Origin of the sequence: Aeromonas sp. R5-3 (assembly GCF_040908225.1) — a bacterium.
Classification (GTDB): domain Bacteria; phylum Pseudomonadota; class Gammaproteobacteria; order Enterobacterales; family Aeromonadaceae; genus Aeromonas; species Aeromonas dhakensis.
On record NZ_JBFODH010000021.1, the window covers coordinates 127,780 to 149,708 of the forward strand.

Annotated in this window: 19 protein-coding genes; 2 read left to right on the forward strand and 17 right to left on the reverse strand. The window is 63.5% G+C overall.

What is annotated here, in order from left to right:
- Positions 1–171 precede the first annotated feature (171 nt).
- From AB5Y95_RS12465 to AB5Y95_RS12480, 4 genes are all read right to left on the reverse strand, one after another.
- Positions 172–735 carry a sugar O-acetyltransferase gene (locus AB5Y95_RS12465; RefSeq protein ID WP_124249641.1) on the reverse strand — a complete coding sequence of 188 codons (564 nt, stop codon included), beginning with the start codon at positions 733–735 and terminating at the stop codon, positions 172–174.
- Between the two features lie 73 nt (positions 736–808).
- A complete protein-coding gene (locus AB5Y95_RS12470) occupies positions 809–1,786 on the reverse strand; it encodes a D-2-hydroxyacid dehydrogenase family protein (RefSeq protein ID WP_368161227.1) in 978 nt (325 codons plus the stop codon).
- 285 nt (positions 1,787–2,071) lie between these two features.
- Complete coding sequence (prmA, locus tag AB5Y95_RS12475) at positions 2,072–2,950, reverse strand: 50S ribosomal protein L11 methyltransferase (protein WP_010675412.1); 879 nt, start codon at positions 2,948–2,950, stop codon at positions 2,072–2,074.
- A 524-nt stretch (positions 2,951–3,474) separates the two neighbouring features.
- Positions 3,475–4,491, reverse strand: a complete 1,017-nt coding sequence (locus AB5Y95_RS12480; protein ID WP_368161229.1) for a zinc-binding alcohol dehydrogenase family protein — start codon at positions 4,489–4,491, stop codon at positions 3,475–3,477.
- 100 nt (positions 4,492–4,591) lie between these two features.
- On the opposite strand from AB5Y95_RS12480, the gene AB5Y95_RS12485 reads away from it, so the two are divergent.
- Complete coding sequence (locus AB5Y95_RS12485; protein ID WP_242762514.1) at positions 4,592–5,464, forward strand: LysR family transcriptional regulator; 873 nt, start codon at positions 4,592–4,594, stop codon at positions 5,462–5,464.
- Positions 5,465–5,466: 2 nt separating this feature from the next.
- Here AB5Y95_RS12485 and AB5Y95_RS12490 read toward each other — a convergent pair whose 3' ends face one another.
- From AB5Y95_RS12490 to acs, 7 genes are all read right to left on the reverse strand, one after another.
- Positions 5,467–6,894: a PTS transporter subunit EIIC gene (locus tag AB5Y95_RS12490; RefSeq protein WP_368161231.1), complete on the reverse strand. Its 1,428-nt coding sequence runs from the start codon at positions 6,892–6,894 to the stop codon at positions 5,467–5,469.
- 77 nt (positions 6,895–6,971) lie between these two features.
- Complete coding sequence (gene panF, locus AB5Y95_RS12495) at positions 6,972–8,450, reverse strand: sodium/pantothenate symporter (RefSeq protein ID WP_368161233.1); 1,479 nt, start codon at positions 8,448–8,450, stop codon at positions 6,972–6,974.
- Positions 8,440–8,718, reverse strand: coding sequence for a YhdT family protein (locus tag AB5Y95_RS12500; RefSeq protein WP_010633080.1), 279 nt, complete (start codon positions 8,716–8,718; stop codon positions 8,440–8,442). Before AB5Y95_RS12500 ends, panF begins: the two co-directional genes overlap by 11 nt.
- Positions 8,719–8,797: 79 nt before the next feature.
- Positions 8,798–10,138 (reverse strand): acetyl-CoA carboxylase biotin carboxylase subunit, encoded by a 1,341-nt coding sequence (gene accC, locus AB5Y95_RS12505; RefSeq protein WP_005298029.1) that lies wholly within the window; start codon positions 10,136–10,138, stop codon positions 8,798–8,800.
- Positions 10,139–10,153: 15 nt separating this feature from the next.
- Positions 10,154–10,612, reverse strand: coding sequence for an acetyl-CoA carboxylase biotin carboxyl carrier protein (gene accB, locus AB5Y95_RS12510; RefSeq protein WP_005298038.1), 459 nt, complete (start codon positions 10,610–10,612; stop codon positions 10,154–10,156).
- Positions 10,613–10,648: 36 nt separating this feature from the next.
- On the reverse strand, positions 10,649–11,098 hold the full coding sequence (aroQ, locus tag AB5Y95_RS12515) for a type II 3-dehydroquinate dehydratase (RefSeq protein ID WP_010633081.1): 450 nt from the start codon (positions 11,096–11,098) through the stop codon (positions 10,649–10,651).
- A gap of 265 nt (positions 11,099–11,363) precedes the next feature.
- The gene (gene acs / locus AB5Y95_RS12520; RefSeq protein ID WP_005298042.1) at positions 11,364–13,310 is read right to left on the reverse strand and encodes an acetate--CoA ligase; all 1,947 of its coding nucleotides are present in this window, start codon (positions 13,308–13,310) and stop codon (positions 11,364–11,366) included.
- Positions 13,311–13,480: 170 nt separating this feature from the next.
- Here acs and AB5Y95_RS12525 point away from each other — a divergent pair, with 170 nt between their 5' ends.
- Positions 13,481–13,780: a hypothetical protein gene (locus AB5Y95_RS12525; protein ID WP_368161236.1), complete on the forward strand. Its 300-nt coding sequence runs from the start codon at positions 13,481–13,483 to the stop codon at positions 13,778–13,780.
- Positions 13,781–13,814: 34 nt separating this feature from the next.
- On the opposite strand, the gene AB5Y95_RS12530 is transcribed toward AB5Y95_RS12525, so the two are convergent.
- The 6 genes from AB5Y95_RS12530 to torA all read right to left on the reverse strand — a co-directional run bounded on the left by AB5Y95_RS12530 (position 13,815) and on the right by torA (position 21,922).
- Complete coding sequence (locus AB5Y95_RS12530) at positions 13,815–16,265, reverse strand: EAL domain-containing protein (RefSeq protein ID WP_368161238.1); 2,451 nt, start codon at positions 16,263–16,265, stop codon at positions 13,815–13,817.
- Positions 16,266–16,367: 102 nt separating this feature from the next.
- On the reverse strand, positions 16,368–16,991 hold the full coding sequence (locus tag AB5Y95_RS12535; RefSeq protein WP_368161239.1) for a hypothetical protein: 624 nt from the start codon (positions 16,989–16,991) through the stop codon (positions 16,368–16,370).
- Positions 16,978–18,120: a hypothetical protein gene (locus AB5Y95_RS12540; protein WP_017779922.1), complete on the reverse strand. Its 1,143-nt coding sequence runs from the start codon at positions 18,118–18,120 to the stop codon at positions 16,978–16,980. The genes AB5Y95_RS12535 and AB5Y95_RS12540 overlap by 14 nt, the downstream gene beginning before the upstream one ends.
- 169 nt (positions 18,121–18,289) lie before the next feature.
- Positions 18,290–18,658: a hypothetical protein gene (locus AB5Y95_RS12545; RefSeq protein ID WP_043170285.1), complete on the reverse strand. Its 369-nt coding sequence runs from the start codon at positions 18,656–18,658 to the stop codon at positions 18,290–18,292.
- Between the two features lie 4 nt (positions 18,659–18,662).
- Positions 18,663–19,331, reverse strand: coding sequence for a molecular chaperone TorD (gene torD / locus AB5Y95_RS12550; RefSeq protein ID WP_010633086.1), 669 nt, complete (start codon positions 19,329–19,331; stop codon positions 18,663–18,665).
- 98 nt (positions 19,332–19,429) lie between these two features.
- Positions 19,430–21,922, reverse strand: coding sequence for a trimethylamine-N-oxide reductase TorA (gene torA, locus AB5Y95_RS12555; protein ID WP_368161242.1), 2,493 nt, complete (start codon positions 21,920–21,922; stop codon positions 19,430–19,432).
- Between the last annotated feature and the right edge of the window lie 7 nt (positions 21,923–21,929).

A 21,929-nucleotide genomic window follows, 5' to 3' on the forward strand; every position in this document is an offset into this window, starting at 1 on the left:
TTTAGAAGGTGACCCCTTCTAATTTTCTGCGATGAGAGTCGCAATTCCGTAGCACCTTTTTACAGCCCAACGTCTTGATGACATTGGGCTTCATTTTTATGGGCGTTTTTCGGGTGTAGGTTCCCTTCACTTCCTGGTGCCGGCTCTACAGGTAGTTCTAGGAGCGTGCTGCTAGCTTACCGGCGTCTTGCCTTTGGCGGGCAGCACGCGGGCCGGGTTGCCCGCCACCCGGGCGCCGGCCGGCACGTCTTTGGTGACCACGGCTCCGGCGCCCACGATGGCCTCCCGCCCTATGGTGACGCCGGGCAGCAGAATGGCGCCACCGCCAATCCAGACCCTGTCCTCGATGGTGACCGGCAGCGCGGTCTCCACCCCCTGGATCCGTTCATCGGCGTCCAGCGCGTGGGCGGCGGTGTAGATCTGCACGTTCGGCCCTATCATCACCTCGGCGCCGATGCGAATGGGAGCGTTGTCCAGCAGGGTGGCTCCCATGTTGATGTAGCTGCGCTCGCCAAGATGAATGTGGCGGCCATAGGTGCAGTAGAGGGGCGGGCAGATAAAGGCACCCTGGGCCAGCTCGCCGACGATCTGCTGCAGCAGCGCCAGCTGTTCATCCTCCTCGTCGCTGCGATTGAAGCGGCGGTACAGGCGGGCCGTCTCCCGGCGCAGCAGATCCAGCTCCGGCGCCATGCAGTTGTAAGGCTGGCTGGCGATCATCTTGTCGTACTCGGTCATGGGAGCTCCTGTGGCTTGTCTTTGTGGCGCCTGGGTTATACATGCTAGCGGCCCGGTCGCCGGATAACCGTGATCAGCGGCCCGCTACGGGCAGCACCAGATTGGTCGGACTGCCCTCGGCAAAGGCAACCAGGTTGTCAAAGGCGGCCTGAAAGTAGAGTTGGTAGCTGTTGCGCTCCACATAGCCAAGATGAGGCGTCGCCAGCACATTGGGCAGGCGCAGCAAAGGCTCGTTTTGCGCCGTGGCAGGCTCTGCATCGAACACGTCGAGCGCTGCGCGCCGGGTGGGGTTGGCGGCGAGTTCAGCATAAAGGGCGCCCGGTTCGACAAGCTCAGCCCGACTGACGTTGACCAACAGGGAGTCGACCTTCATCCGCGCGAGATCGGCGCGGGTCACACAGCCACGGGTTGCTTCGTGCAGGCGCAGATGCAAAGAGAGGACGTCGGCGTCACGAAAGAAGGCCTCCTTGTCGGGGGCGCTGGCATGGCCATCCCGCTCGGCCTGCTGGCGGGAGTCCTCGCTGCCCCAGATCAGCACCGACATGCCAAAGGCCCGGCCGTAACCGGCCACCAGCCTGCCAATCTTGCCGTAGCCCCAGATGCCGAGCGTCAACCCCTGCAAGGTACGCCCCAGCCCCAGTGTGCCGGATTGCTGCCACTGCCCTTGGGTGAGGGCATGGCAATAGGCCGGGAGGTGGCGGGAGGCGGCCATGATGAGGGCCCAGCAGAGCTCGGCGGGCGCCACGGGGGTGCCGATGCCTTCGGCGACGGCCACCCCGTGGCGTTGGCACAGGAGGGGGGCGATATGCTGGCTGATCTTGCCGGTCTGACTAATGAGCCGAAGGGAGGGGAGCCTGCGCAGCAAGGCTTCGTCGATGCGGGTGCGCTCGCGGATGAGCACCAGTGCCTCCACCCCTGCCAGCTTGGCGGCAAGGCGCTCGGGGTCAGGTTCGCTTCGGGTGAGAATGGTGACGTCGTGGCCCGCCAGGCGGGTAAAGCAGGGCAGATGACGCACCTGATCCTGATAGTCATCCAGTATGGCAATCCGCATAAGCACTCTGTGTCGCAGGGGGGACTAGCGGCCTATCCTACCGGAAACGGGGTGAGCTGTGTGGTCAAATGAGCATGTATGGCGCTGGGTGGTGGAATCAGCGAAGAAGCGGCTGCCGCCGGCGGGCCGAAAACAGACGGGGCTCCCGTGTGGGAGCCCCGTTGATAGTTTGGCAAGTGCCGCTTAGCCGAGTTTGTAGCTGATGGGCTGGCAGCCGCTGTGGCTTATTGCTTATCAGCCGAGTTTACGGCCGATGGGTTGGCAGCCGCCATGGCTTGTTGCTAATCAGCCGAGTTTGCGGCCGGAGAGGCGGCACCACTCTTCCTTGACGGCGGTCGGGTCCATCTCGAACCACTGGCCGTAGATGGTCTCCAGCTCCGGCGCCTGGCTTTCCAGCACGCCGGAGAGGGCCATCAGGCTGCCCGCCTTGCCGTGGCCGGCGATCAGCGGCGCCAGCTCGCGCAGCGGGCCGGCCAGAATGTTGGCGACCACCACGTCCGCTTCGACATCTTGCGGCTGATCCGCCGGCAGATAGAGCTCGATCTGATCGGCGACGCCATTGCGCTCGGCGTTGTCACGGCTGGCCTGGATGGCCTGCGGATCGATGTCGATGCCGATGACCCGGGCGGCCCCGAGTTTCAGCGCTGCGATGCCGAGGATGCCGGAGCCGCAACCAAAGTCGACCACTGTCTTGCCAGCCAGATCCAGCCCGTCCAGCCACTGCAGGCAGAGCGCCGTGGTGGGGTGGGTACCGGTACCGAAGGCCAGACCCGGGTCCAGCATGACGTTGACCGCATCCGGGTTCGGCACGTCGCGCCAGCTCGGGCAGATCCACAGGCGTTCGCCGAACTGCATGGGGTGGAAGTGATCCATCCACTCGCGCACCCAGTCCTTGTCTTCCAGCTGCTCCACCTTGTAGCCCACGTCTTCACCGAAGATCTGCTGGAAGAAGGCGATGGTGGGGGCCGGATCGGTTTCGGCGTCAAACAGCCCCATCACTTCGGTCTCGCCCCACAGCGGGGTCTCGCCCGGCATGGGTTCATAGACGGGCACATCCTTGGCATCCATAAAGGTCACCGCCTGGGCACCACGCCCCAGCAGCATGTTGCTCACCTTGTCCGCCGTCTTGGCGGTGGCGTTGATTCGAATTTGTATCCAGGGCATGGCGTCGACTCTTCATAAATGTGAAACCGCGGGATTCTATCATCATGGGCGTGTGCTGTCGTGGTTTGCCCATGCAGTGTGGTGGAGGAGGCGGACTTTGCCGAGTTGGCACGGTTCATGTATTCCTCATTGGGTGACGGGAAGCAACCTGTTCCCGCTGAATGCTTTGCTCTAGGAAAGTTCCGTCATCTTTTTCAGCCACCTTCGGGTGGCTTTTTTTTGCCTGCGAGGCGGCAGGGGCGGCAGGCCACGGTGGCAGGGCAAAATGTGGCAAGCAAGCGGGGAGGGGGGCGGGATTGGCACACTAGCTGCAAAGGTACAGAGGTCCTGCATAAGGATATGTGTGTGATTGTTACCCCAACGTTCAGGTATTTAGGGCCATCCCGGCGGGATGGCCCCTTTTTTTGGCTTTTTTATGGTGAAGCTGCGTGGTGACTGTCTGTTGCCTGATGTGAGCTGTGCTGTGATGGGGCTTGTCACTGGTGAGTTCACCCCATGATGGTGCAGTTTTTACCCATAAGGGATTAGTTGCTGAACCGGCTCATGTCGATCACCAGCTTGCCCACCATGCGGCCGGCTTCCACCTCGGCATGGGCCTGAGCCAAGGTCGTCGGGGTCAGCTCGGGTACCACCTTGCTGAGGGTGCTCTTGACCACGCCCTGATCCACCAGGGCGGCGACCAGCCCCAACAGGTTGTGCTGCTCAATCATGTCCGGGGTCTGGAACAGGGAGCGGGTAAACATGAACTCCTGGCTGAAGGTGACGCTCTTGCTCTTGAGCAGGGAGAGATCCCAGGGCTCGCTCGATTCGGCGATGGTGCAGATATGGCCGAACGGGCTGATGAGGCTGGCCATGGCATCCCAGTGCTGCTCGGTGGCATTGGTGCAGAAGATGGCATCCACCTGGTTGATGCCGAGGGCGGTGAGATCCTCCTGCAACTGGTGATGGCTCACCACCTGGTGGGCCCCCATCTGCAGGCACCAGGCCCGGGTTTCGGGGCGCGAGGCGGTGGCGATCACCTCCATGCCGGTGAGCTGGCTGGCCAGCTGGATGGCGATGGAGCCGACCCCGCCGGCGCCGCCGATGATCAGCAGCCGTCCGCGGCTCTCGCGGCTGAGGCTCATGCGCTCGAACAGGGTTTCCCAGGCGGTGATGGCGGTGAGCGGCAGGGCGGCCGCTTCCAGGTCGCTCAGGCTGGTGGGGGCGAGGGCGGCGATGCGCTCATCCACCAGTTGCAGGGCGCTGTTGCTGCCGGGGCGGCTGATGTCGCCGGCATACCAGACCCGGTCGCCCGTCTTGAACAGGGTCACCTCGCGGCCGACGGCGATCACCTCGCCCACGGCGTCCCAGCCCAGCACCCGTGGGCTGCTCTCGACCTTGGCCTTGGGGGCGCGCACCTTGGTGTCGACCGGGTTGATGGAGGTGGCGTTGACCCGCACCAGCAGGTCGCGCGGGCCTGGCGTCGGGTCGGCCAGATTGACCTCGATAAAGCAGTCGGGATGATCGCTCGGCAGATAGTGGGTCAGGGCGATGGCTTTCATGGCAGTTCCTTTCAAATCGGTTGGATGGGGATTGCCAGCCACTCTAGTCTGGTTGATTATTCAGATTAAGATGGGTAATTGGTAAAGACTGTTTGAATATATGAACAATGTCGAACTGGAGCTGATGGGGCTGTTTGCCACCGTGGTGGAGCAGGGCAGTTTTACTGGGGCGGCCGAGCTGCTAGGCATGCCCAAATCCTCGGTCAGCCAGAAGATCTCGCGGCTCGAATCCCAGCTCGGGGTGCGCCTGTTGCAGCGCACCACCCGCCGGCTGAGCCTGACCCCGCAGGGGGAGGTCTATGTGGAGCAGTGCCGGGCGCTGCTGGCGCTGGCCCGCAGCGCCAATCTGGCGATGGCGCGGCTGCGTGCGGCCCCGGCCGGGCGGGTGCGGATCACCGCGCCGGAGGCCACCGGCACCCTGCTGCTCGGCCGGATCCTGGCCGAGTTTCGGGCCCTCTACCCCGAGGTGGTGCTGGAGCTGACCCTCTGCGATGAACAGCTCGACCTGGTGGGGGAGGGTTATGATCTGGCGCTGCGGGCGGCACCGCTGAAAGATTCCAGCCTGATCTGCCGGCGCATTGGTCAGGTGCCGCGCCATCTGGTGGCGGCGCCCGCCTATCTGGCGGCCCACGGCACGCCGCAACAGTTGAGCGAGCTGGGGCGATACGCCTGTCTGGTGCACACGTCGCTGCCGGTGTGGCCGCTGCAGGAGGGGGGCTGGCGGCCGCAGGGGGCCTGTATCAGCAACAGCCTGCTGGCACTGCGGGAGCTGGCCATCAATGAAGGGGGAATTGCGCTGCTGCCCCATCACGTCTGCGAAGGGGATCTGGCGAGTGGCCGCTTGCAGAAGGTGTTGCCCGAGCTCGCCGTGCCGCCCAACCCCTTCTATCTCATCTACCCGAGCCGGGAGCACCTTGCCCCCGCCCTGCGCAGCCTGATGGATTTTGTGGCCGAGCGGTTGCCGTTTGCTTGAGGCTACCAGCCGCTCTGGCCGGCCGACTCCTGATTGGGCTTGAGGCCGAGTGGCACCGACTGGCGCTCCGCCAGCATGCGGATCTGCCCTTCAATGAGGCTGGCGTTGGGGCCCAGCACCAGCACCAGCTGATGGTCGTTGAGCTGGATCCAGGAGAGGCAGCCCAGCCCCAGCAGGCGGGATTGATCCACCAGCGAGATGTCGCGTACCCGCAGGCTGAGACGGGTCAGGCAGACGCTCATGGCCTGCAGGTTGTCCATGCCCCCCAGCACCTTGAGGTACTGGATCGCCAGCATCTGGGGATCGGAGGGGGCGACGCTGGCAAGGAGCGGGTGTTCCGGGGCGATGGGCTTGCTCGGCAGGCTGAGGGGCGTGCGCTCCAGCAGCTGATAGAACAGCAAGGTGTAGGCGACGAAGAACAGGATGCCGACCGGAATGAGCCAGAAGCTGTGCTCGCCGGCGTGGTAGCTCAGCACCAGATCCAGCAGGCCGGCGGAGAAGTAACTGCCCACCTTGATGCCGAGTGCGCTGCAGGTGGCGAGCGACAAGCCGGTCAGCAGGGCATGGGCCAGAAACAGCCAGGGGGCGGTGAAGGCGAACAGGAACTCGATGGGCTCGGTGATCCCCACCAGCGCCGAGGTGAGCGCCAGGGTGAGCAGCAATCCCCCCTGTGGCAACCGCTGCATGCGCTGGCGGTGCAGCCAGATGGCGAAACAGGCGCCAGGCAGGCCGAACATGATGATGGGGTAGAGCCCGGCCACATAGCCTTCGTGCAGCGGCTGGGCGCTGGCCAGCGCTTGCAGGTTGCTCTCTCCCAGCCCGATGAGGCTGCCCAGCACCTGGTGCAGACCGAGCGGGATCAGCAGCCGGTTCAGCACGCCGTAGCAGAAGGCGCCGAGCGGGGTGGTGAGCAGCTCGGAGGCGAGCAGGGTGATGCCCTGCTCCAGCAGCGGCCAGAGCAGCGCGAGGGGGAAGGCCAGCAGCAGGCAGGCCAGCGCCGAGGCGAGCAGGCTGGTGAAATCGCCATTGACCAGCCGCAGCCAGTGGGGCATGGGGTGGCGCTTGAGCCAGGGGTAGACGATGGCAGTGGTCAATCCCGCCAGCAGGCCGCAGATCATGTCGCTGTGCAGGCCGGGAGCCAGGGTGCCGAGCGCCGAGCTCAGCAGCAGGAAGTTGACCGCCCCGGCCAGCGCCTGGCTCCCCTCGCCTTGGCGGCTCAGCCCGAAAGCGATGGCCACCGCATAGATGAGCGGCATCTGGCTGAACAGGGCGCGACCGGTGAGGGAGAGCACCGCCAGATCCAGCACATCCGGCTGGCCGAGCCGATAGAGCAGGGCCGCCAGCGGCAGGATGGAGACCGGCAGCAACAGGGCGTAACCGAGTCGCTGCAGGGCTTGGGTCAGGATCTGTCTGGCGTTCTGGACGGGCATAAGGGCGCACTGTTTTGTGACATGGCGCACAGTTTACCCTTAAAGCACCCATTTTGGGATAGTTTCGGAACCCTTTATTAATCCATTGCTGAACAAGGTTCGAAGAGCCGCCTTACGCTCTGGCTCGGGGCCGGGGTGAGCAGGCTGACCAGCACGAAGGCGATCAGCCCCAGCGCCAGGCTCGGCACTATGGCGTGCAGGCCAGCCAGCTTGATCCCCCATTGGCTCAGGACGGCGTAGCAGAGGATGCCGCACACCATGCTGGCCAGGGCTCCCGGGCCGTTGGCCCGCGACCAGTAGAGGCCGAGCACCAGCGGCCAGAGGAACACCGCCTGCAGGCCGCCAAAGGCAAGCAGGTTGAGCCAGATGATCATCTCGGGGGGCTGCAGCGCCGCCAGCAGCACCAGGGTACCCAGGATCAGGGTGCAGAGCAGGGAGAGGCGCGGCACCCGTACCTCCAGGTTCTCCTGGCCGGCCTTCTCCGGGCTCAGGTAGTTGAGGTAGAGATCCTTCACCAACGTGGCGGAGGCCTGGATCAGCTGGGAGTCGATGGTGGACATGATGGCCGCCATGGGGGCCGCCAGGAAGACCCCGGCCAGCCAGGGGGGCAGCACTTCCATCATCAGGGAGGGCATGATCTTGTCCGGGCTGTCCATGCCGGGCAGGATGGCGCGGCCCAGCGCCCCGGCCAGGTGCATGCCGAACATCAGGAAGGCGCTGACGATGGTGCCGATGAGGATGCCGCGGTGCAGCGCCTTGCTGTCGCGATAGCCAAAGCAGCGCAGGGCCGAGTGGGGCAGCCCCACCACCCCGACGCAGACCAGCACCCAGAAGCTCAGCATGAAGGGCTGGGTCAGCATGTCGCCGGCCCCCTGCGGGCTCACCAGCTTGGGATCGATCGCCTTGAGCTGGTGGATAAGGTTGGGCAAACCATCCCCCGCGATCAGGATCCCCGCCAGCAGGGCGCCGGTGCCGATCAGCATGATGATCCCCTGCAGCGCATCCGTCATTACCACGGCGCGAAAGCCGCCGATCACCGTGTAGAGCAGCACGCAGCCGGCAAACAGGAACAGCCCCTGCTGATAAGAGAGGCCGGTGGCGGTCTCCAGCAGGCGGGCGCCGCCGATGAACTGCACCACCATGGTGGCGATGAAGGCGAGGATGATGGTGACCGAGCCCAGCACCACCACCGCCCTGCTCTGGTAGCGGGCCCACAGCATGTCGTTGATGGTCACCGCATTGACCCGGCGGGCGATGATGGCGAACTTCTTGCCAAGCACCCCCAGGGTGAGCCAGACGGTGGGCAGCTGGATCATCGCCAGCAGCACCCAGCCCAGACCAATCTTGTAGGCGGCACCCGGCCCGCCGATAAAGGAGGAGGCCGAGGTGTAAGTGGCCACCAGGGTCATGGCCAGCACCAGGCCGCCCATGCTGCGGTTGCCGATGAAGTACTCCTGTACGAAGTCACCGCCCACTCGGTGGCGGCTGGCCCAGAAACCGACCCCCAGCACCAGCACCAGATAGATGCACAGCGGCAGCATCAGCTCAAGATTCATGGGGAGGCTCCTTGTCATCGAGGGGCTGGGAGTCGAGGGGGATGTCCACGAACAGGCGATCCACCATCAGGCCGCACAGCACGATGAACAGCAGCGGCATCAGAATGCAGCTGAGCAGGAACCAGAGCGGCATATCCCAGAATTCGATCTCTTCGGGGATGAAATAGGCCGTGCCATACCAGGCAAGGAAGTAGAGCAGGGTCAGCAGCAGGCAGAGTGCTGCTTCCCGACGAGCGAGCGCAAAACGGTTCACCTTGGCCTCCGACAATTTCGAGGGGCGCAAGGATAACAAAAAAGGGCCATGTCGCCATGGCCCTTTTTCAGCAGAAGATCTGCGGACGCGAGTCTTACAGACCCAGCTTCTTGTGCAGGTAGTGGATATTGGTACCACCGTGCTGGAAGTTTTCGTCCTTCATGATCTCTTTTTGCAGGGAGACGTTGGTCTTGATCCCTTCCACCACCAGCTCGTCCAGTGCCTGACGCATGCGGGCGATGGCGACGTCGCGGTTTTCACCGTAACAGATCAGCTTGCCGATCATGGAGTCGTAGTAGGGCGGCACCTTGTAGCCGGCGTAGATGTGGGAGTCCCAACGTACGCCCAGACCGCCCGGCGCGTGGAAGCGCTGGATCAGGCCAGGAGACGGCATGAAGGTGGCCGGGTCTTCGGCGTTGATCCGGCACTCGATGGCGTGGCCACGGATGCGGATGTCCTGCTGGGTGATCGACAGGGGTTGGCCGGCGGCGATGCGCAGCTGCTCCTTGATGAGGTCGACGCCGGTGACCATCTCGGTAACCGGGTGCTCTACCTGGATACGGGTGTTCATCTCGATGAAATAGAACTCACCGTTTTCGTACAGGAACTCGAAAGTACCCGCACCGCGGTAGCCGATCTCGATACAGGCGCGCACACAGCGTTCACCGATGAACTTGCGCATCTCGGCGGTGATGCCCGGCGCCGGTGCCTCTTCGACCACCTTCTGGTGGCGGCGCTGCATGGAGCAGTCGCGCTCGCCCAGATAGAGGGCGTTGCCCTGGCCGTCTGCCAGCACCTGGATCTCGATGTGGCGCGGGTTCTCCAGGTACTTCTCCATGTAGACCATGTCGTTCTTGAAGAACTGGCCTGCTTCGGACTTGGTCAGCGCGATGGCGGCAGCCAGCTCGGCTTCGCTGCGCACCACGCGCATGCCGCGACCACCACCGCCACCGGCGGCCTTGATGATCACCGGGTAGCCGATGCGCTTGGCAATGGCGGCGTTGTGTTTGGCATCGCTGTCAACCGGACCGTCGGAGCCCGGTACGCAGGGTACGCCCGCCTTCTTCATCGCCTCGATGGCGGAGACCTTGTCACCCATCAGGCGAATGGTCTCGGCGCGCGGGCCGATGAAGACGAAGCCGGATTTCTCGACCACTTCGGCAAAGTCGGCGTTCTCGGAGAGGAAGCCGTAGCCGGGGTGAATGGCAACGGCACCGGTCACCTCGGCGGCGGCGATGATGGCCGGCACGTTGAGGTAGGAGTCGGTACTGGCCGGTTTGCCGATACAGATGGTTTCGTCGGCCAGCAGCACATGCTTGAGCTCCCGGTCGGCGGTGGAGTGAACGGCCACTGTCTTGATCCCGAGCTCTTTGCAGGCGCGCAGGATCCGCAGGGCAATTTCACCGCGGTTGGCGATGACTACTTTGTCCAACATGGGTGGCGATTTCCCTTATTCGATGATGAACAGCGGCTCGTCAAATTCGACGGCCTGACCATTTTCAACCAGGATCGCTTTGATCACGCCGGCCTTGTCGGATTCGATTTGGTTCATCATTTTCATGGCTTCGACGATGCACAGGGTATCGCCGACATTGACGTGCTGGCCCACTTCCACGAACGGCTTGGCTTCCGGGCTGGAAGAGCGGTAGAAGGAACCGACCATGGGGGAGCGCATCAGGTGACCGGCCGGGGTGGCGTCGGCAGCTGGTGCTGCGGCGGCCGGGGCGGCGGCGACAGGAGCGGCTACCGGAGCAGCAACCTGCGGCATGATCATCTGTGGAGCAGCGGTCACCTGACCGGAGAAGTTGCGGCTGATGCGAACGGACTCTTCACCTTCGGAGATCTCCAGTTCGGCGATGCCGGACTCTTCAACCAGTTCAATCAGCTTCTTGATTTTGCGGATATCCATTAGCATTCTCTTTCTTCTTTATCTGATCAGTGATTATCAAGCCGCGCGCAACTGGTGCACGGCCGCGGTTAAAGCGAATTGGTAGCCATCGGCCCCCAGCCCACAAATGACCCCCTTAGCGACATCAGACAGATAGGAGTGATGACGGAAGGGTTCCCTGGCGTGGACGTTGGACAGGTGAACCTCGATAAAGGGGATGGCCACACCCAGCAGCGCATCGCGGAGGGCGACGCTGGTATGGGTGAAGGCGGCCGGATTGATGATGATGAAGTCCACCTGACCCATGGCCTGGTGGATGCGGCCGACCAACTCATGTTCGGCGTTGGATTGCAGGTGTTCCAGTGTGACCCCGAGTTCGCCGGCACTTAGCGTCAGATCGGCGACGATCTCATCGAGCGTCTTGCTGCCGTAGATGCCCGGTTCCCGTTTGCCCAGCAGGTTCAGGTTCGGCCCGTTGAGCAGGAGAATTCGGTGTTTTTGCGACATATTGAGTACATCCTCGATGATAATGCTGCTATCTGTCAGCTATCTTGTGGACTACCAGAAATCTAGCCATTTTCTGCTCAAATCGGTGTGCACTGGCACACAGATTTCGCAATTATATTGATTTCGTGAAAATTAGCAGCATTTTACTGGTCTAATCTCTACATCTGTCTGTTTTTTGCTCTATTAGGTCGGCTGTCAAAACACTCACTAGCAGGAATGACAAAGCCGGCACAGGGCCGGCTTTGGAGGCAAAAGGCAGACGGGATCAGGCGGCTTCGGACTTCTCGCGAATGAGTTTGTCCACTACGCCCGGATCCGCCAGGGTGGAGATATCCCCCAGGCTGTCGGTCTCGCCGGTGGCGATCTTGCGCAGAATGCGCCGCATGATCTTGCCGGAACGGGTCTTGGGCAGCCCCTCGGCCCAGTGAATCACGTCCGGGGTGGCGATGGCGCCGATCTCCTTGCGGACCCACTCCTTCACCTCCTTGTGCAGCTCCCGGCTCGGCTCTTCGCCGGCGATCAGGGTGACATAGGCATAGATGCCCTGACCCTTGATCTCGTGTGGAACCCCCACCACAGCCGCTTCGGCGATCTTCGGATGAGCCACCAGCGCGGATTCGATTTCGGCGGTGCCCATGCGGTGGCCGGAGACGTTCAGTACATCATCCACCCGGCCGGTGATCCAGTAGTAGCCATCCTCGTCGCGACGGGCACCGTCGCCGGTGAAGTAGCGGCCGGGGAAGGTGGAGAAGTAGGTCTGCTCGAAGCGCTCATGATCGCCGAACACGGTGCGCATCTGGCCCGGCCAGGAGTCGGTGATCACCAGGTTGCCCTCGGTGGCCCCCTCCAGCGGCTCGCCCATGTTGTCCACCAGCGCCGGCTGCACGCCGAAGAAGGGGCGGGTGGCCGAGCCTGGCTTGAGATCGGTGACGCCGGGCAGCGGGCTGATGAGGATGCCGCCGGTCTCGGTCTGCCACCAGGTGTCGACGATCGGACAACGCTCGTCGCCTATGGTGCGGTAGTACCACTCCCAGGCTTCCGGGTTGATGGGCTCGCCCACCGAGCCCATGATGCGCAGGCTCGAACGGGAGGTACCCTCAACGGCCTCGTTGCCCTTGGCCATCAGCGCGCGGATGGCGGTGGGGGCGGTGTAGAGGATGGTGACCTGGTGCTTGTCCACCACCTGGCTCATGCGGTTGGTCGCCGGGTAGTTGGGCACCCCTTCGAACATGATGGTGGTGGCGCCGTTGGCGAGCGGCCCGTAGACCAGGTAGGAGTGGCCGGTGACCCAGCCCACGTCGGCGGTACACCAGTAGATGTCCTCCTCGTGGTAGTCGAAGATGTACTTGAAGGTGAGGGTGGCATAGACCAGATAGCCGCCGGTGGTGTGCAGCACCCCCTTGGGCTTGCCGGTGGAGCCGGAGGTGTAGAGGATGAACAGCGGGTCTTCGGCCCCCATCGCCTCGGGCGGGCAGTCGCTGCTGACGGCAGCCGTTGCCTCATGCCACCACAGATCGCGGTGGTTGTGCCAGGCGATGTTGCCGCCGGTACGTTTGAGCACGATCACCTTGCTGACCTTGGTCTCCGGGTTGGTGAGCGCTTCATCCACGTTCTTCTTGAGCGGCACCGGGCGGCCACCGCGCAGCCCCTCATCGGCGGTGACGACGATGGTGGAGCCGGAGTCGATGATGCGACCGGCCAGGGCTTCTGGCGAGAAACCGCCGAAGACGATGCTGTGCACGGCGCCGATGCGGGTACAGGCCAGCATGGCGATGGCCGCTTCCGGCACCATGGGCATGTAGAGGCAGACCACGTCGCCGCGATGCACCCCTTGTGCCTTCAAGACGTTGGCAAACTTGCACACCTCGGTGTGCAGCTCGCGATAGGTGAGCTTGCGATCCTCGGCCGGGTTGTCTCCTTCCCAGATGATGGCGACCTTGTCGCCGCGCTCGCTCAGATGGCGATCCAGGCAGTTGGCAGAGACGTTGAGCAGGCCGTCTTCATACCACTTGATGGAGACGTGGCCCGGATCATAGGAGGTGTTCTTGACCCGGGTATAGGGCTTCATCCAGTCGAGGATCTTGCCCTGCTCGCCCCAGAAGGCATCCGGGTTCTGCACCGAGGCCTGGTACATGGCCTCATAGCCTGCCTTGTCCAGCAGGGCGCCCTGGCTGATGTGGGCTTTGACCGGGTAGACCTTGCTCTCGCTCATGTGTCACTCCTTTGAATACATTTTTGTAATGATTGGATAACAACTTATACCTTTGGCGGGGGAGGGCAATTAGACTTTTGGATAGATGGCAACATCCGCTTACAGTCGCGTCGATGACAATTCATCGCCGATTGGGTAAAACGTCGCTTTTACCGATGGAGACAGCCCCCGTGTTGACCCTGCTTCTTTGCTCCTCCCTCTGGCAGTTCGAGGCCCCGAAGGCCACCGATGAGGCCGCATTGGCCGCCCCCCATGCCAACGGTCTTGAACTGACACCGACACAGCCCGACGCACCCTCACTGAGGGATCACATCAGCGGCCAGCTGAGCGAAGCATGGCTGGCGCGCAAGCCGCCGGTGTCCGTCACCCTCGGGGAGAAAAAGTCCTCCTATCCGCGGGACTCCTTGCTGGAAGAGTCACGCCGGCAGCAGGACGAAGGGTGGGACGCCAGGCTGACCTTCAACGATTGAGTTGGCTGTGGCTGTCACCCCCCTGGCGCGGGGCTCAGCACCAGTGATTCCTGCCCGATGCCAGCTGCGCCGCCAGATGGGGCTCGGCCAGCGGATGGCTGAACAGATAGCCCTGCCCCTCCTGACAGTGGAGGGATTGCAGAAACTGGCGCTGGGCCTGGGTCTCTATCCCTTCGGCGGTCACCATCATGCCCAGGCTGTCGGCCAGGTTGACGATGGTGCGGCACAGCTCGCGGCTGTGCTTGTCATCGGGCAGCGCCTGCACGAAGGTCTTGTCTATCTTGATCCGATCGATGGGCAGGCTTTTCAGCAGGCTCAGGGATGAGAAGCCGGTGCCAAAATCGTCGATGGCGATCTGCACCCCCAGCTCCTTCAGCCGCTTGAACAGCTGCAGACTCTGGTCGACCCGCTGGATGATGCTCTCGGTGACCTCTATCTCCAGCCGCTGTGGCGGAAAACCGGTCTCGGCCAGAATGGCGGCGACCCGCTCCACGTAACCTGCCGAGCGCATCTCCCGTACCGACACATTGACCGACAGTCTGGGCACCGCCAGCCCTGCGGCCAGCCAGGCTTGCCCCTGCTGGCAGGCGGTACGCATCACCCACTCCCCGATCTGCTCGATGAGGCCGCACTCCTCGGCCACCGGAATGAAGCGGGTCGGCCCTATCATGCCCTCGCTGGGGTGCTGCCAGCGCAGCAGGGCTTCCAGCCCGCTCAGCTGGTTGCTGGCCAGATCCGTCATGGGTTGATAGAGGATGCAGAGCTGCTGCTGCTCGATGGCCTGGAACAGCCCCTGCTCCATGCTCAGTCGCTCCCGTGTCTGCTCCGTCATGTCCGGGGTATAGAAGAGGTAACCGTTGCGGCCCTGCTTCTTCGCCTCGTACATGGCGCTGTCGGCGGCACTGACCAGGGTGTCCGGGGTGGTGGCGTGTTCCGGATAGAGGGCGATGCCGATGCTGGCGGAGACGGCCACCCGCTCGTGATCCAGCTCGACCGGTTCGCGCAGGCGGGCCAGCAGCTGCTCGGCGAGCCTGGCCAGCTCCTCTGGCTGCTCGAAGTAGGGGATCAGCACCAGAAACTCGTCGCCCCCCAGCCGGGCCGCCACGTCATTGTGGTGTAGGAGCCGGCGAATGCGCTCGGCCAGCAGCTTGAGCAGCTCGTCCCCGGCCCGGTGGCCCAGGGTGTCGTTGATCAGCTTGAAGCCGTCCAGATCGATGAACAGCAAGGCGAGCTGCTGCCGGTTGAGGTGAGCTGTCTTGATCTCCAGCTCAAGCCGCTCCTGCAGCAGGTTGCGGTTGCCGAGCTCGGTCAGGGGATCGTGATAGGCGAGGTGGTTGAGCTGTGCTTCGGCCTTGCGAATGGCGCTGATGTCGGAGAAGGCGATGACGTAGTTGGTGGTGTTGTGGCGACTGTCGTGGACGGCGCTGACATGCTGCCAGGAGGTGAAGTAGCCGCCATCCTTGCGCAGACACATCATCTCGCCATGCCAGGCGTGGCTGCCGGGCAGCAGGGTGTGCCAGGGGTAGTCGATGTCGGTGTGGCGGCGCGGGTGCATGATGGCTTCCGGTGACTTGCCGACGACCTCCTCCTCCTCGTACTGGGTCATGCTGCAGAAGGCCGGGTTGACCGAGATGATCTGGCGCTGGCCATCCATGATGATGATGCCTTCGGCAGCGGTTTCGAACACCACGTTGGCCTGGCGCAGCTTGTCTTCCTGGGTGCAGCGATCGGTGGCGTCGTGGATCACTCCGGTGATGCGTCGCCCCAGATGTTCGCTGGCCGCCACGTGATCGGCATGGATGTCGACCCAGCCTCGCTGCTGATCGGGCCCCAGATAACCGAGGGTGAGATGAATGGGGACCGTGCCCTTGAGCGCCGCCCTGAGCTGTTCGCCAGAGAGAGGGTCGAAGCGCTTGATGAACTGCTCCATTCCCCCCTGAAACTCGCTGGCGGCGGTGCCGAGCAGCTGCTCGACCCGGCCGTCAAACTGCAGTCTGTCCTCCTTGACATGCCACTCCCACACCCCGATCCGGCCGGCATTCATGGCCAGTTGCAGCCGCCGCTGCGACTCGACCTGTTCGGTCACGTCGCGCACTATGGTGAGAATGCCGTCGGGCACGCCCTGTTCGTCGAGCATGGGGCTGTAGATCGCCTGCCAGTGGCGTTGCTGGCCCTGATGGGCCGCGGTATGGCCGCTCAGGTTCAGCTCGACCCGGGGGACGCCGCTGCTGATGATCTGCTGGAACAGGGGCTCCAGCACGGGGGCCAGGGCGGGGACGATTTCCCGCAGGGTGTGGCCATAGTGCTCCTCCCGGGAGAGGCCGTTGAGGTCGGCCAGGGTCTGGTTGACGCTGCGGCAGCGGAAGTGGCGATCGAAGATGCCTATGCCAAACGGGGCCAGTTCGAACAGCTGCTGCAGCTCGTTCACGCTCAACTGCCCCGCCTGCGGCGGATCGGGCATGGCGTCGAAAAGCTCTTTCCCCATCACGGGACTCCGGAATTGACTGTTTTGTCATTTGAGGTGTTGTCAGTATGGCATGAAGCCTACTGGAGGGAAGAGGTGGGGGCTCATTTGCCCCCAATTTGGTTATTTTCCGAAGTGGTAGCTCAGGGTGAGGTTGATCACCGGCTGCCAGTCATGCTCCTTGATGAGCCACTGCTTGGCGCCGAGCTCGGTGCCCAGTCGCCACTGCTGCCAGCACCAGCTGCGCTCCAGCGTGAGCCCCCAGTCCCGCAAGCCTTCGTTCGCCCCATAGGCGGCCATGTGGGCCTGACTGCCACGGGTCAGCCAGAGATTGAGGGAGAGCCCGGCGGGCAGCGGCAGGCTGTGCTCCATGTACCAGAGCTGGCCATAGCGCCCGCTGACGTCATAGAGCTGGCCCAGGGTGAGCTGGTGATCGTCATCCAGTTGCCAGCCCAGGCGCCAGAGCGCGCTGAAGCGGGTGCGGTCGATCACCTCCATCGGGCTGACGCCGAGGGCGACAAAGCTCTTGGCGTAGAGCGGCAGCGCCACCCCGGCGCTCTGGCCGTCGGCGAAAATGAGGCCGACCTGGGTCTCCCGCTCGTAGCCGACCCAGAACTGGGTGCTGTCGCTGCTGCCGCTGCCCGCCTGCTTGCTGTCCAGCTGCCACTGACCGCCGATGGCCAGCTCCTTGGCGCAGACCGGCAGCGCCAGGAGCAGCAGCACCAGCCAGTGCTTATTTGTTGCCATAGAGCCGCACCCAGTCCCGATCCTGATGCATGCCCATCAGGTGGCAGATGATGCCGGAACGCTGGAAGGCGTAGATGAGCAGCACGCTGGTGGCGCTGAGCGCCATGATGAGGCCGAAATTGTTGGGCAGGATGGTGCCCTGGCGGGCGGTCCACCACAGCAGAAGCGGGCCCCACAGGTGCACGAAGATGCTCTTGTGGAAGATGAAGACGGTCAGCGAGTACATGCCGATCCAGTTGAGCGGGCGCCAGCAGAGACGGATGTTGCGTTGATGCAGCCAGAGCACGGCCCCGATCACCAGAAACTCCATTCCCCAGATGCCGGCACGCCCGATCATGTCCATCGCCAGTTCGTGCTCGTTGGCGTAGATGTCGCTGAGCTCGACCGTGCTGGTCTCGCCGAACATGAGATAGCAGGCCAGCGCCACCAGCGAGAGCGTCAGCACCAGCGTGTTGAGGCGGTCCCGCCATTGGGGCCGCTGATGCCAGCACCAGCCGTAGAGGAAGCCGAAGCAGCCGCTGGCCATGAAGAGGTCGAGGCGGGCATCCAGCTCGTAGTCGGGGTGCACGTGCAGCTTCATCCAGCCATCGAGGTGACCGAGCAGATCCTGCACGCCGAGCTGATCCAGCAGCAGGCTGAGCAGGGTCAGCAGCAGCATGCCGCGGATGCCGAACCAGGCGTAGACCAGCGAGAAGAGCGCCAGCAGGCACATCCACAGCATCACCGGATAGAAAGAGATCGCCTCGCCGAAGTTGGGGGCGATGACCAGTCCTTCCACATAGAGCACCAGTATGATGCTGGCGAACAGCACCAGCTTGCCGCCCAGCTGCGGTCTGAAGCTGGCCTGATCACGGCGACTGAGGTTGAAGGCGGCCAGCGCCAGGTAGATCTGGCTGACCCAGGGGATGAGCCAGGCCGACACCTGGGCCGTCAGATGATCCATGGGCAGCAGCTGACCGGCCATCGCCTTGTGGGAGAGGTAGAAGCTGTCCCACAGGGCGTGCTCCCGATTGAAGAAGTCGATGTACCAGTAGTTGAGGTAGCCGGTGTAGTGCTCGAAGACGGCCATGAAGATGACGAGCCCTCGCAGCAGATCGAGGCCCGTGATGCGCGCATCCTGTGGAGGCATGCTGATGCTCCTGTATCGGTCGGAAAAGGAGCGGCACTATAGCGGTTGTCGTGAAACTGAACGGGAGCTGAATGTAAGCGAATGTTACCCGCAATTACCCCGCTGACCTTGCCACAAGGGCAACCGGGGGGATCGGGCTGTCATGATTTGTAATAGTTTTGGCGCTTTTTCAGCCTTTCTGGCGGCCAAACGCCTGGATGCCGCGCACCAGGACCAGCCAGCCGACCACGTGAAACGGCAGCGCCATGGCGTAGAGCAGCAACCAGTGGCTCTCGGTGCCGCTGCTATTGATGAAATCGATCCAGGAGGCCAGCAGGGCCAGCATGCCCGCTATCTGGAAGCGGCGGCGCAGCACCACCTCGACGCCCAGATTGGCAAGATAGAGCGTCAGCAGTATGCCGGCAAAGCCGGTGAGCTGGGCGGTGCCGTAGAGTTCTCTGTCCGGGTTGAACAGCAGGGCGACGAGGGGAGTAATGCCCTGATCCTGCGGGATCAGGGCCAGCAGCCAGCATGCTATCAGGAGCAGGGCTGTCTTCATCGGCTTAGTCGGCGGCTTGCGCCGGTTTGACCAGGCTCAGGTAGTTGGCATCCATCTTGAGGAATACCCCCAGCAGCCGGGCACTGGCGCCGTAGAAGCCGAACTGGTCGGCGGCGCGGCAGGCGCTCTCGAATTTGTCGAACCAGCCGAGCAGGTGGCCGTGCAGCAGGGACTCCTGCTCGCCGAGCCAGCTTTCACGCTGGGCGGCGGTGGTCGCCTCGGCGGCGCGGATGATGAGGTTGCCCATCAGATCCAGCTCGATGGCCAGGTGATCGGCAGGCTCCTTGTATTTGTCGCTGACGTTGATGCCGAGGCGATCGAGGCGGGCCTGCATCTCGCTCATGGGGGCCTGCATCAGCAGCTTGCCCTCGCCGCGATAGAGCGACTCGTAGGGCAGGGCACCCTGCTTGGGATCCACCAGGAACAGACCGGCGAAGTCGGCGGCGAGCTCCAGCTGGCGATCCGGGCGCACCAGCAGGCGGGCGATGGCCTCGTTCAGTTCGGTCACGGCCTCGCGCATGGGGTCGAGAGTGGAGAGGCTCTTCAAGAAGCTGCGCACGTCATAGGTGTCGTATTCAGCGATCTGTGCATCACTGAGCTCGGCAGCGAACAGGGTGGAGAACCACCAGTAAAGCTCGGCCCGGCGTTCGCTGGTAGCCATGAATTCCTGCATTTATCCTCCGTGGATGACAATCGGGAGCCATAGAGGCTCCCGATTCTAACGACTTTAAAAATAAAGGAAACTCAAGGGGTGACTTTCGTCCCCTCGGGTCACAGTGCCGGGAACATGGGATCTATGCCCTTGGCGGATTCCGGCGCTCCGAAGGCGGCGACGGCCGGTGCCTGCCCGCGGAACTTCTCGATCTCCACCAGCGCGGTGTGGGCCGTGGTGGCCTGCGCCAGGCTGGAGGAACCGATGTCCGCAGTCAGCACGTTGGGATCGCCATAGGTACACAAGGTCCCCACCTTGCCGCCCTCCTGCGGGCCGTACCAGGCCCCCTCCTGGATGCGCACCACGCCGGGGGCGTAGTCTTCGCTCACTACCAGACCGGCCAGCACCTGACCGCGGCCGTTGAAGACCCGCACCAGATCCCCGTCCTTGAGCCCGCGCGCCCTGGCGTCCTGCGGGTTCATGTAGACAGGCTCGCGCCCCTGCACCGTGTAGGTGGCGCGGTAGGCATCGGAGGAGCAGAGCTGGCTGTGCAGGCGTTTGTCCGGGTGACAGGATTGCAGGTGCAGCGGGAACTGCTGGCTGCCCGGCCCGCCGTGGGAGCGCTCGTAAGGCTCGATCCAGACCGGGTGGCCCGGGCAATCCGCGTAGCCGTAGTCGGCGATGGTCTTGGAGTAGATCTCGATGAGGCCGGACGGGGTGCCCAGCGGCTCCAGATCCGGCTCCTTGCGGAACGACTCGTGCCGCACCCAGGGCTGGCCCGCCGGAAAGCTGACGAAGCCTTCACCGTGCCAGAACTGGCTGAAGCGGGGCAGGCGGATACCGATGCCGCGGCCCTGCAGGCGGGCGTCGTCATAGATGCTCTGGATCCACTCCAGCTTGCTCTTGCCACCGGTGAACTCGGCCTCGCGATCGAAGCGACGGCACAGATCGGCGAAGATGTCGTAGTCGTCGCGCGCCTCGAACAGCGGCTCGACCACCTTGTGCATGGCCAGGATGCCGGCGTTGGAGTGGGAACCCCACTGCTCGATGTCATCCCGTTCGTAAGTGGTGGTGACCGGCAGCACGATATCGGCGAAGCGGCAGCTGGCGGTCCACTGGTGATCCACGCTCACCACGGTTTCCAGCTTGCGCCAGGCGGCGATCATCTTGTTGCGATCCTGCTGGTGGTGGAAGGGGTTGTTGCCGCAGAACACCGCCATCTTCATCTGGGGGTAGGTGATGGTCTGACCGTTGAAGGCGATGCGCTTGCCCGGGTTCAGGATGCAGTCGACGAAACGGGCCACCGGGATGAATTTGGAGTAGCCCTTCCAGTCGCCGTCGTGCAGCGGCTTGACCCCGGGGATGACGGAGCTGAAGCCTGACATGATGGGGCCGCTGGAGGTGATGGTGCCGGCGCCGTTGTAGTGCCAACCAAAACCGTAGCCGCCCCCCGGCAGACCGATCTGGCCCAGCATGGAGGCCAGTACCACCAGCATCCAGGCGTACTGTTCGCCGTGGTGCATGCGCTGCACGCACCAGCCGCCGATGAGCTGGGTGCGGCCGTTGGCCATGGTGCGCGCCAGCTCGCGAATGGTGTCGGCAGGCACACCACAGATGGCGGAAGCCCACTCGGCATCCTTCACCTGACCATCCTTGGTGCCCAGCAGGTAGGGCAGGAACTTGTCAAAGCCGGTGGTGTAGTTCTTGAGGAAGGCCTCGTCGTGACGCTTCTCGCTGTAGAGGGTGTGGGCGATCCCCAGCATCAGGGGGACGTCGGTCTGCGGGTTCAGGGTCAGCTGATCGCAATTGAGGTACTTCTGGGTCTTGGACTTGACCGGGTCGACGCTGATGACCCTGATCTCGCCCTTGGCCACTTTCTCTTTCAGCTGTGCCCAGTATTCGTAGACGCTGTGATCCGGCACCAGCCAGCCCACCTGCAGGTTCTTGATGGGATCGGAACCCCATATGACGATGGTCTTGCTGTGCTCCAGCACCAGCGGCCAGGAAGTCTGCTGCTCGTACACCTCCATGGCGCCCGCCACGTGGGGCAGGATCACCTGGGCGGCACCGGTGGAGTAGTCACCGGCCTTGGCCAGATAGGTACCGTGCAGGTTCATGGCGCGGCCCAGCATGGCGCCGGCGGAGTGCAGCTTGCCGACTGACTGCCAGCCTGAGTGACCGGCGTAGAGGGCGCTCGGACCATAGGTCTTCTGTACCCGCTCCAGTTCGTGATAGAAGAAGTCCAGTGCCTGGGACCAGGTCACCCGCACGAAGCGGTTCTGGCCGCGCTCGCGGGTGTCGGACTGGTGGCCCTTGCGCAGCCAGTCCAGACGCACCATGGGGTAGCGGATGCGGGAGGGGTTGTAGACCACTTCACTCAGGGCCTTGAGCATCTCGGTCGGATGCTTGTCATGCTCGAACGGCAGGGTCTCGACCCAGCGGCCGTTGACCACACGGGCGCGGAAGGCGCCCCAGTGGGAGCCGGACTGCACCAGTTTTTCGCCGGACTCGGCGGCCATCACGGCGCGACCGAGCAGGGAGGGACCGATCAGGGCGCTGGCACCGCTGGCCAGCAAGCCACCCAGAAAACCACGACGGGAAATATTGATCATCTTGTTA

Coding starts and splice junctions, on each gene's coding strand:
- prmA (WP_010675412.1), bottom strand. CDS start 2,950: ATGCCCTGGATACAAATTCGAATCAACGCCACCGCCAAGACGGCGGAC.
- AB5Y95_RS12485 (WP_242762514.1), top strand. CDS start 4,592: ATGAACAATGTCGAACTGGAGCTGATGGGGCTGTTTGCCACCGTGGTG.
- accB (WP_005298038.1), bottom strand. CDS start 10,612: ATGGATATCCGCAAAATCAAGAAGCTGATTGAACTGGTTGAAGAGTCC.
- AB5Y95_RS12545 (WP_043170285.1), bottom strand. CDS start 18,658: ATGAAGACAGCCCTGCTCCTGATAGCATGCTGGCTGCTGGCCCTGATC.
- AB5Y95_RS12490 (WP_368161231.1), bottom strand. CDS start 6,894: ATGCCCGTCCAGAACGCCAGACAGATCCTGACCCAAGCCCTGCAGCGA.
- torD (WP_010633086.1), bottom strand. CDS start 19,331: ATGCAGGAATTCATGGCTACCAGCGAACGCCGGGCCGAGCTTTACTGG.
- AB5Y95_RS12530 (WP_368161238.1), bottom strand. CDS start 16,265: ATGGGGAAAGAGCTTTTCGACGCCATGCCCGATCCGCCGCAGGCGGGG.
- AB5Y95_RS12480 (WP_368161229.1), bottom strand. CDS start 4,491: ATGAAAGCCATCGCCCTGACCCACTATCTGCCGAGCGATCATCCCGAC.
- torA (WP_368161242.1), bottom strand. CDS start 21,922: ATGATCAATATTTCCCGTCGTGGTTTTCTGGGTGGCTTGCTGGCCAGC.
- aroQ (WP_010633081.1), bottom strand. CDS start 11,098: ATGTCGCAAAAACACCGAATTCTCCTGCTCAACGGGCCGAACCTGAAC.
- AB5Y95_RS12465 (WP_124249641.1), bottom strand. CDS start 735: ATGACCGAGTACGACAAGATGATCGCCAGCCAGCCTTACAACTGCATG.
- AB5Y95_RS12540 (WP_017779922.1), bottom strand. CDS start 18,120: ATGCCTCCACAGGATGCGCGCATCACGGGCCTCGATCTGCTGCGAGGG.
- panF (WP_368161233.1), bottom strand. CDS start 8,450: ATGAATCTTGAGCTGATGCTGCCGCTGTGCATCTATCTGGTGCTGGTG.
- acs (WP_005298042.1), bottom strand. CDS start 13,310: ATGAGCGAGAGCAAGGTCTACCCGGTCAAAGCCCACATCAGCCAGGGC.
- accC (WP_005298029.1), bottom strand. CDS start 10,138: ATGTTGGACAAAGTAGTCATCGCCAACCGCGGTGAAATTGCCCTGCGG.
- AB5Y95_RS12535 (WP_368161239.1), bottom strand. CDS start 16,991: ATGGCAACAAATAAGCACTGGCTGGTGCTGCTGCTCCTGGCGCTGCCG.
- AB5Y95_RS12470 (WP_368161227.1), bottom strand. CDS start 1,786: ATGCGGATTGCCATACTGGATGACTATCAGGATCAGGTGCGTCATCTG.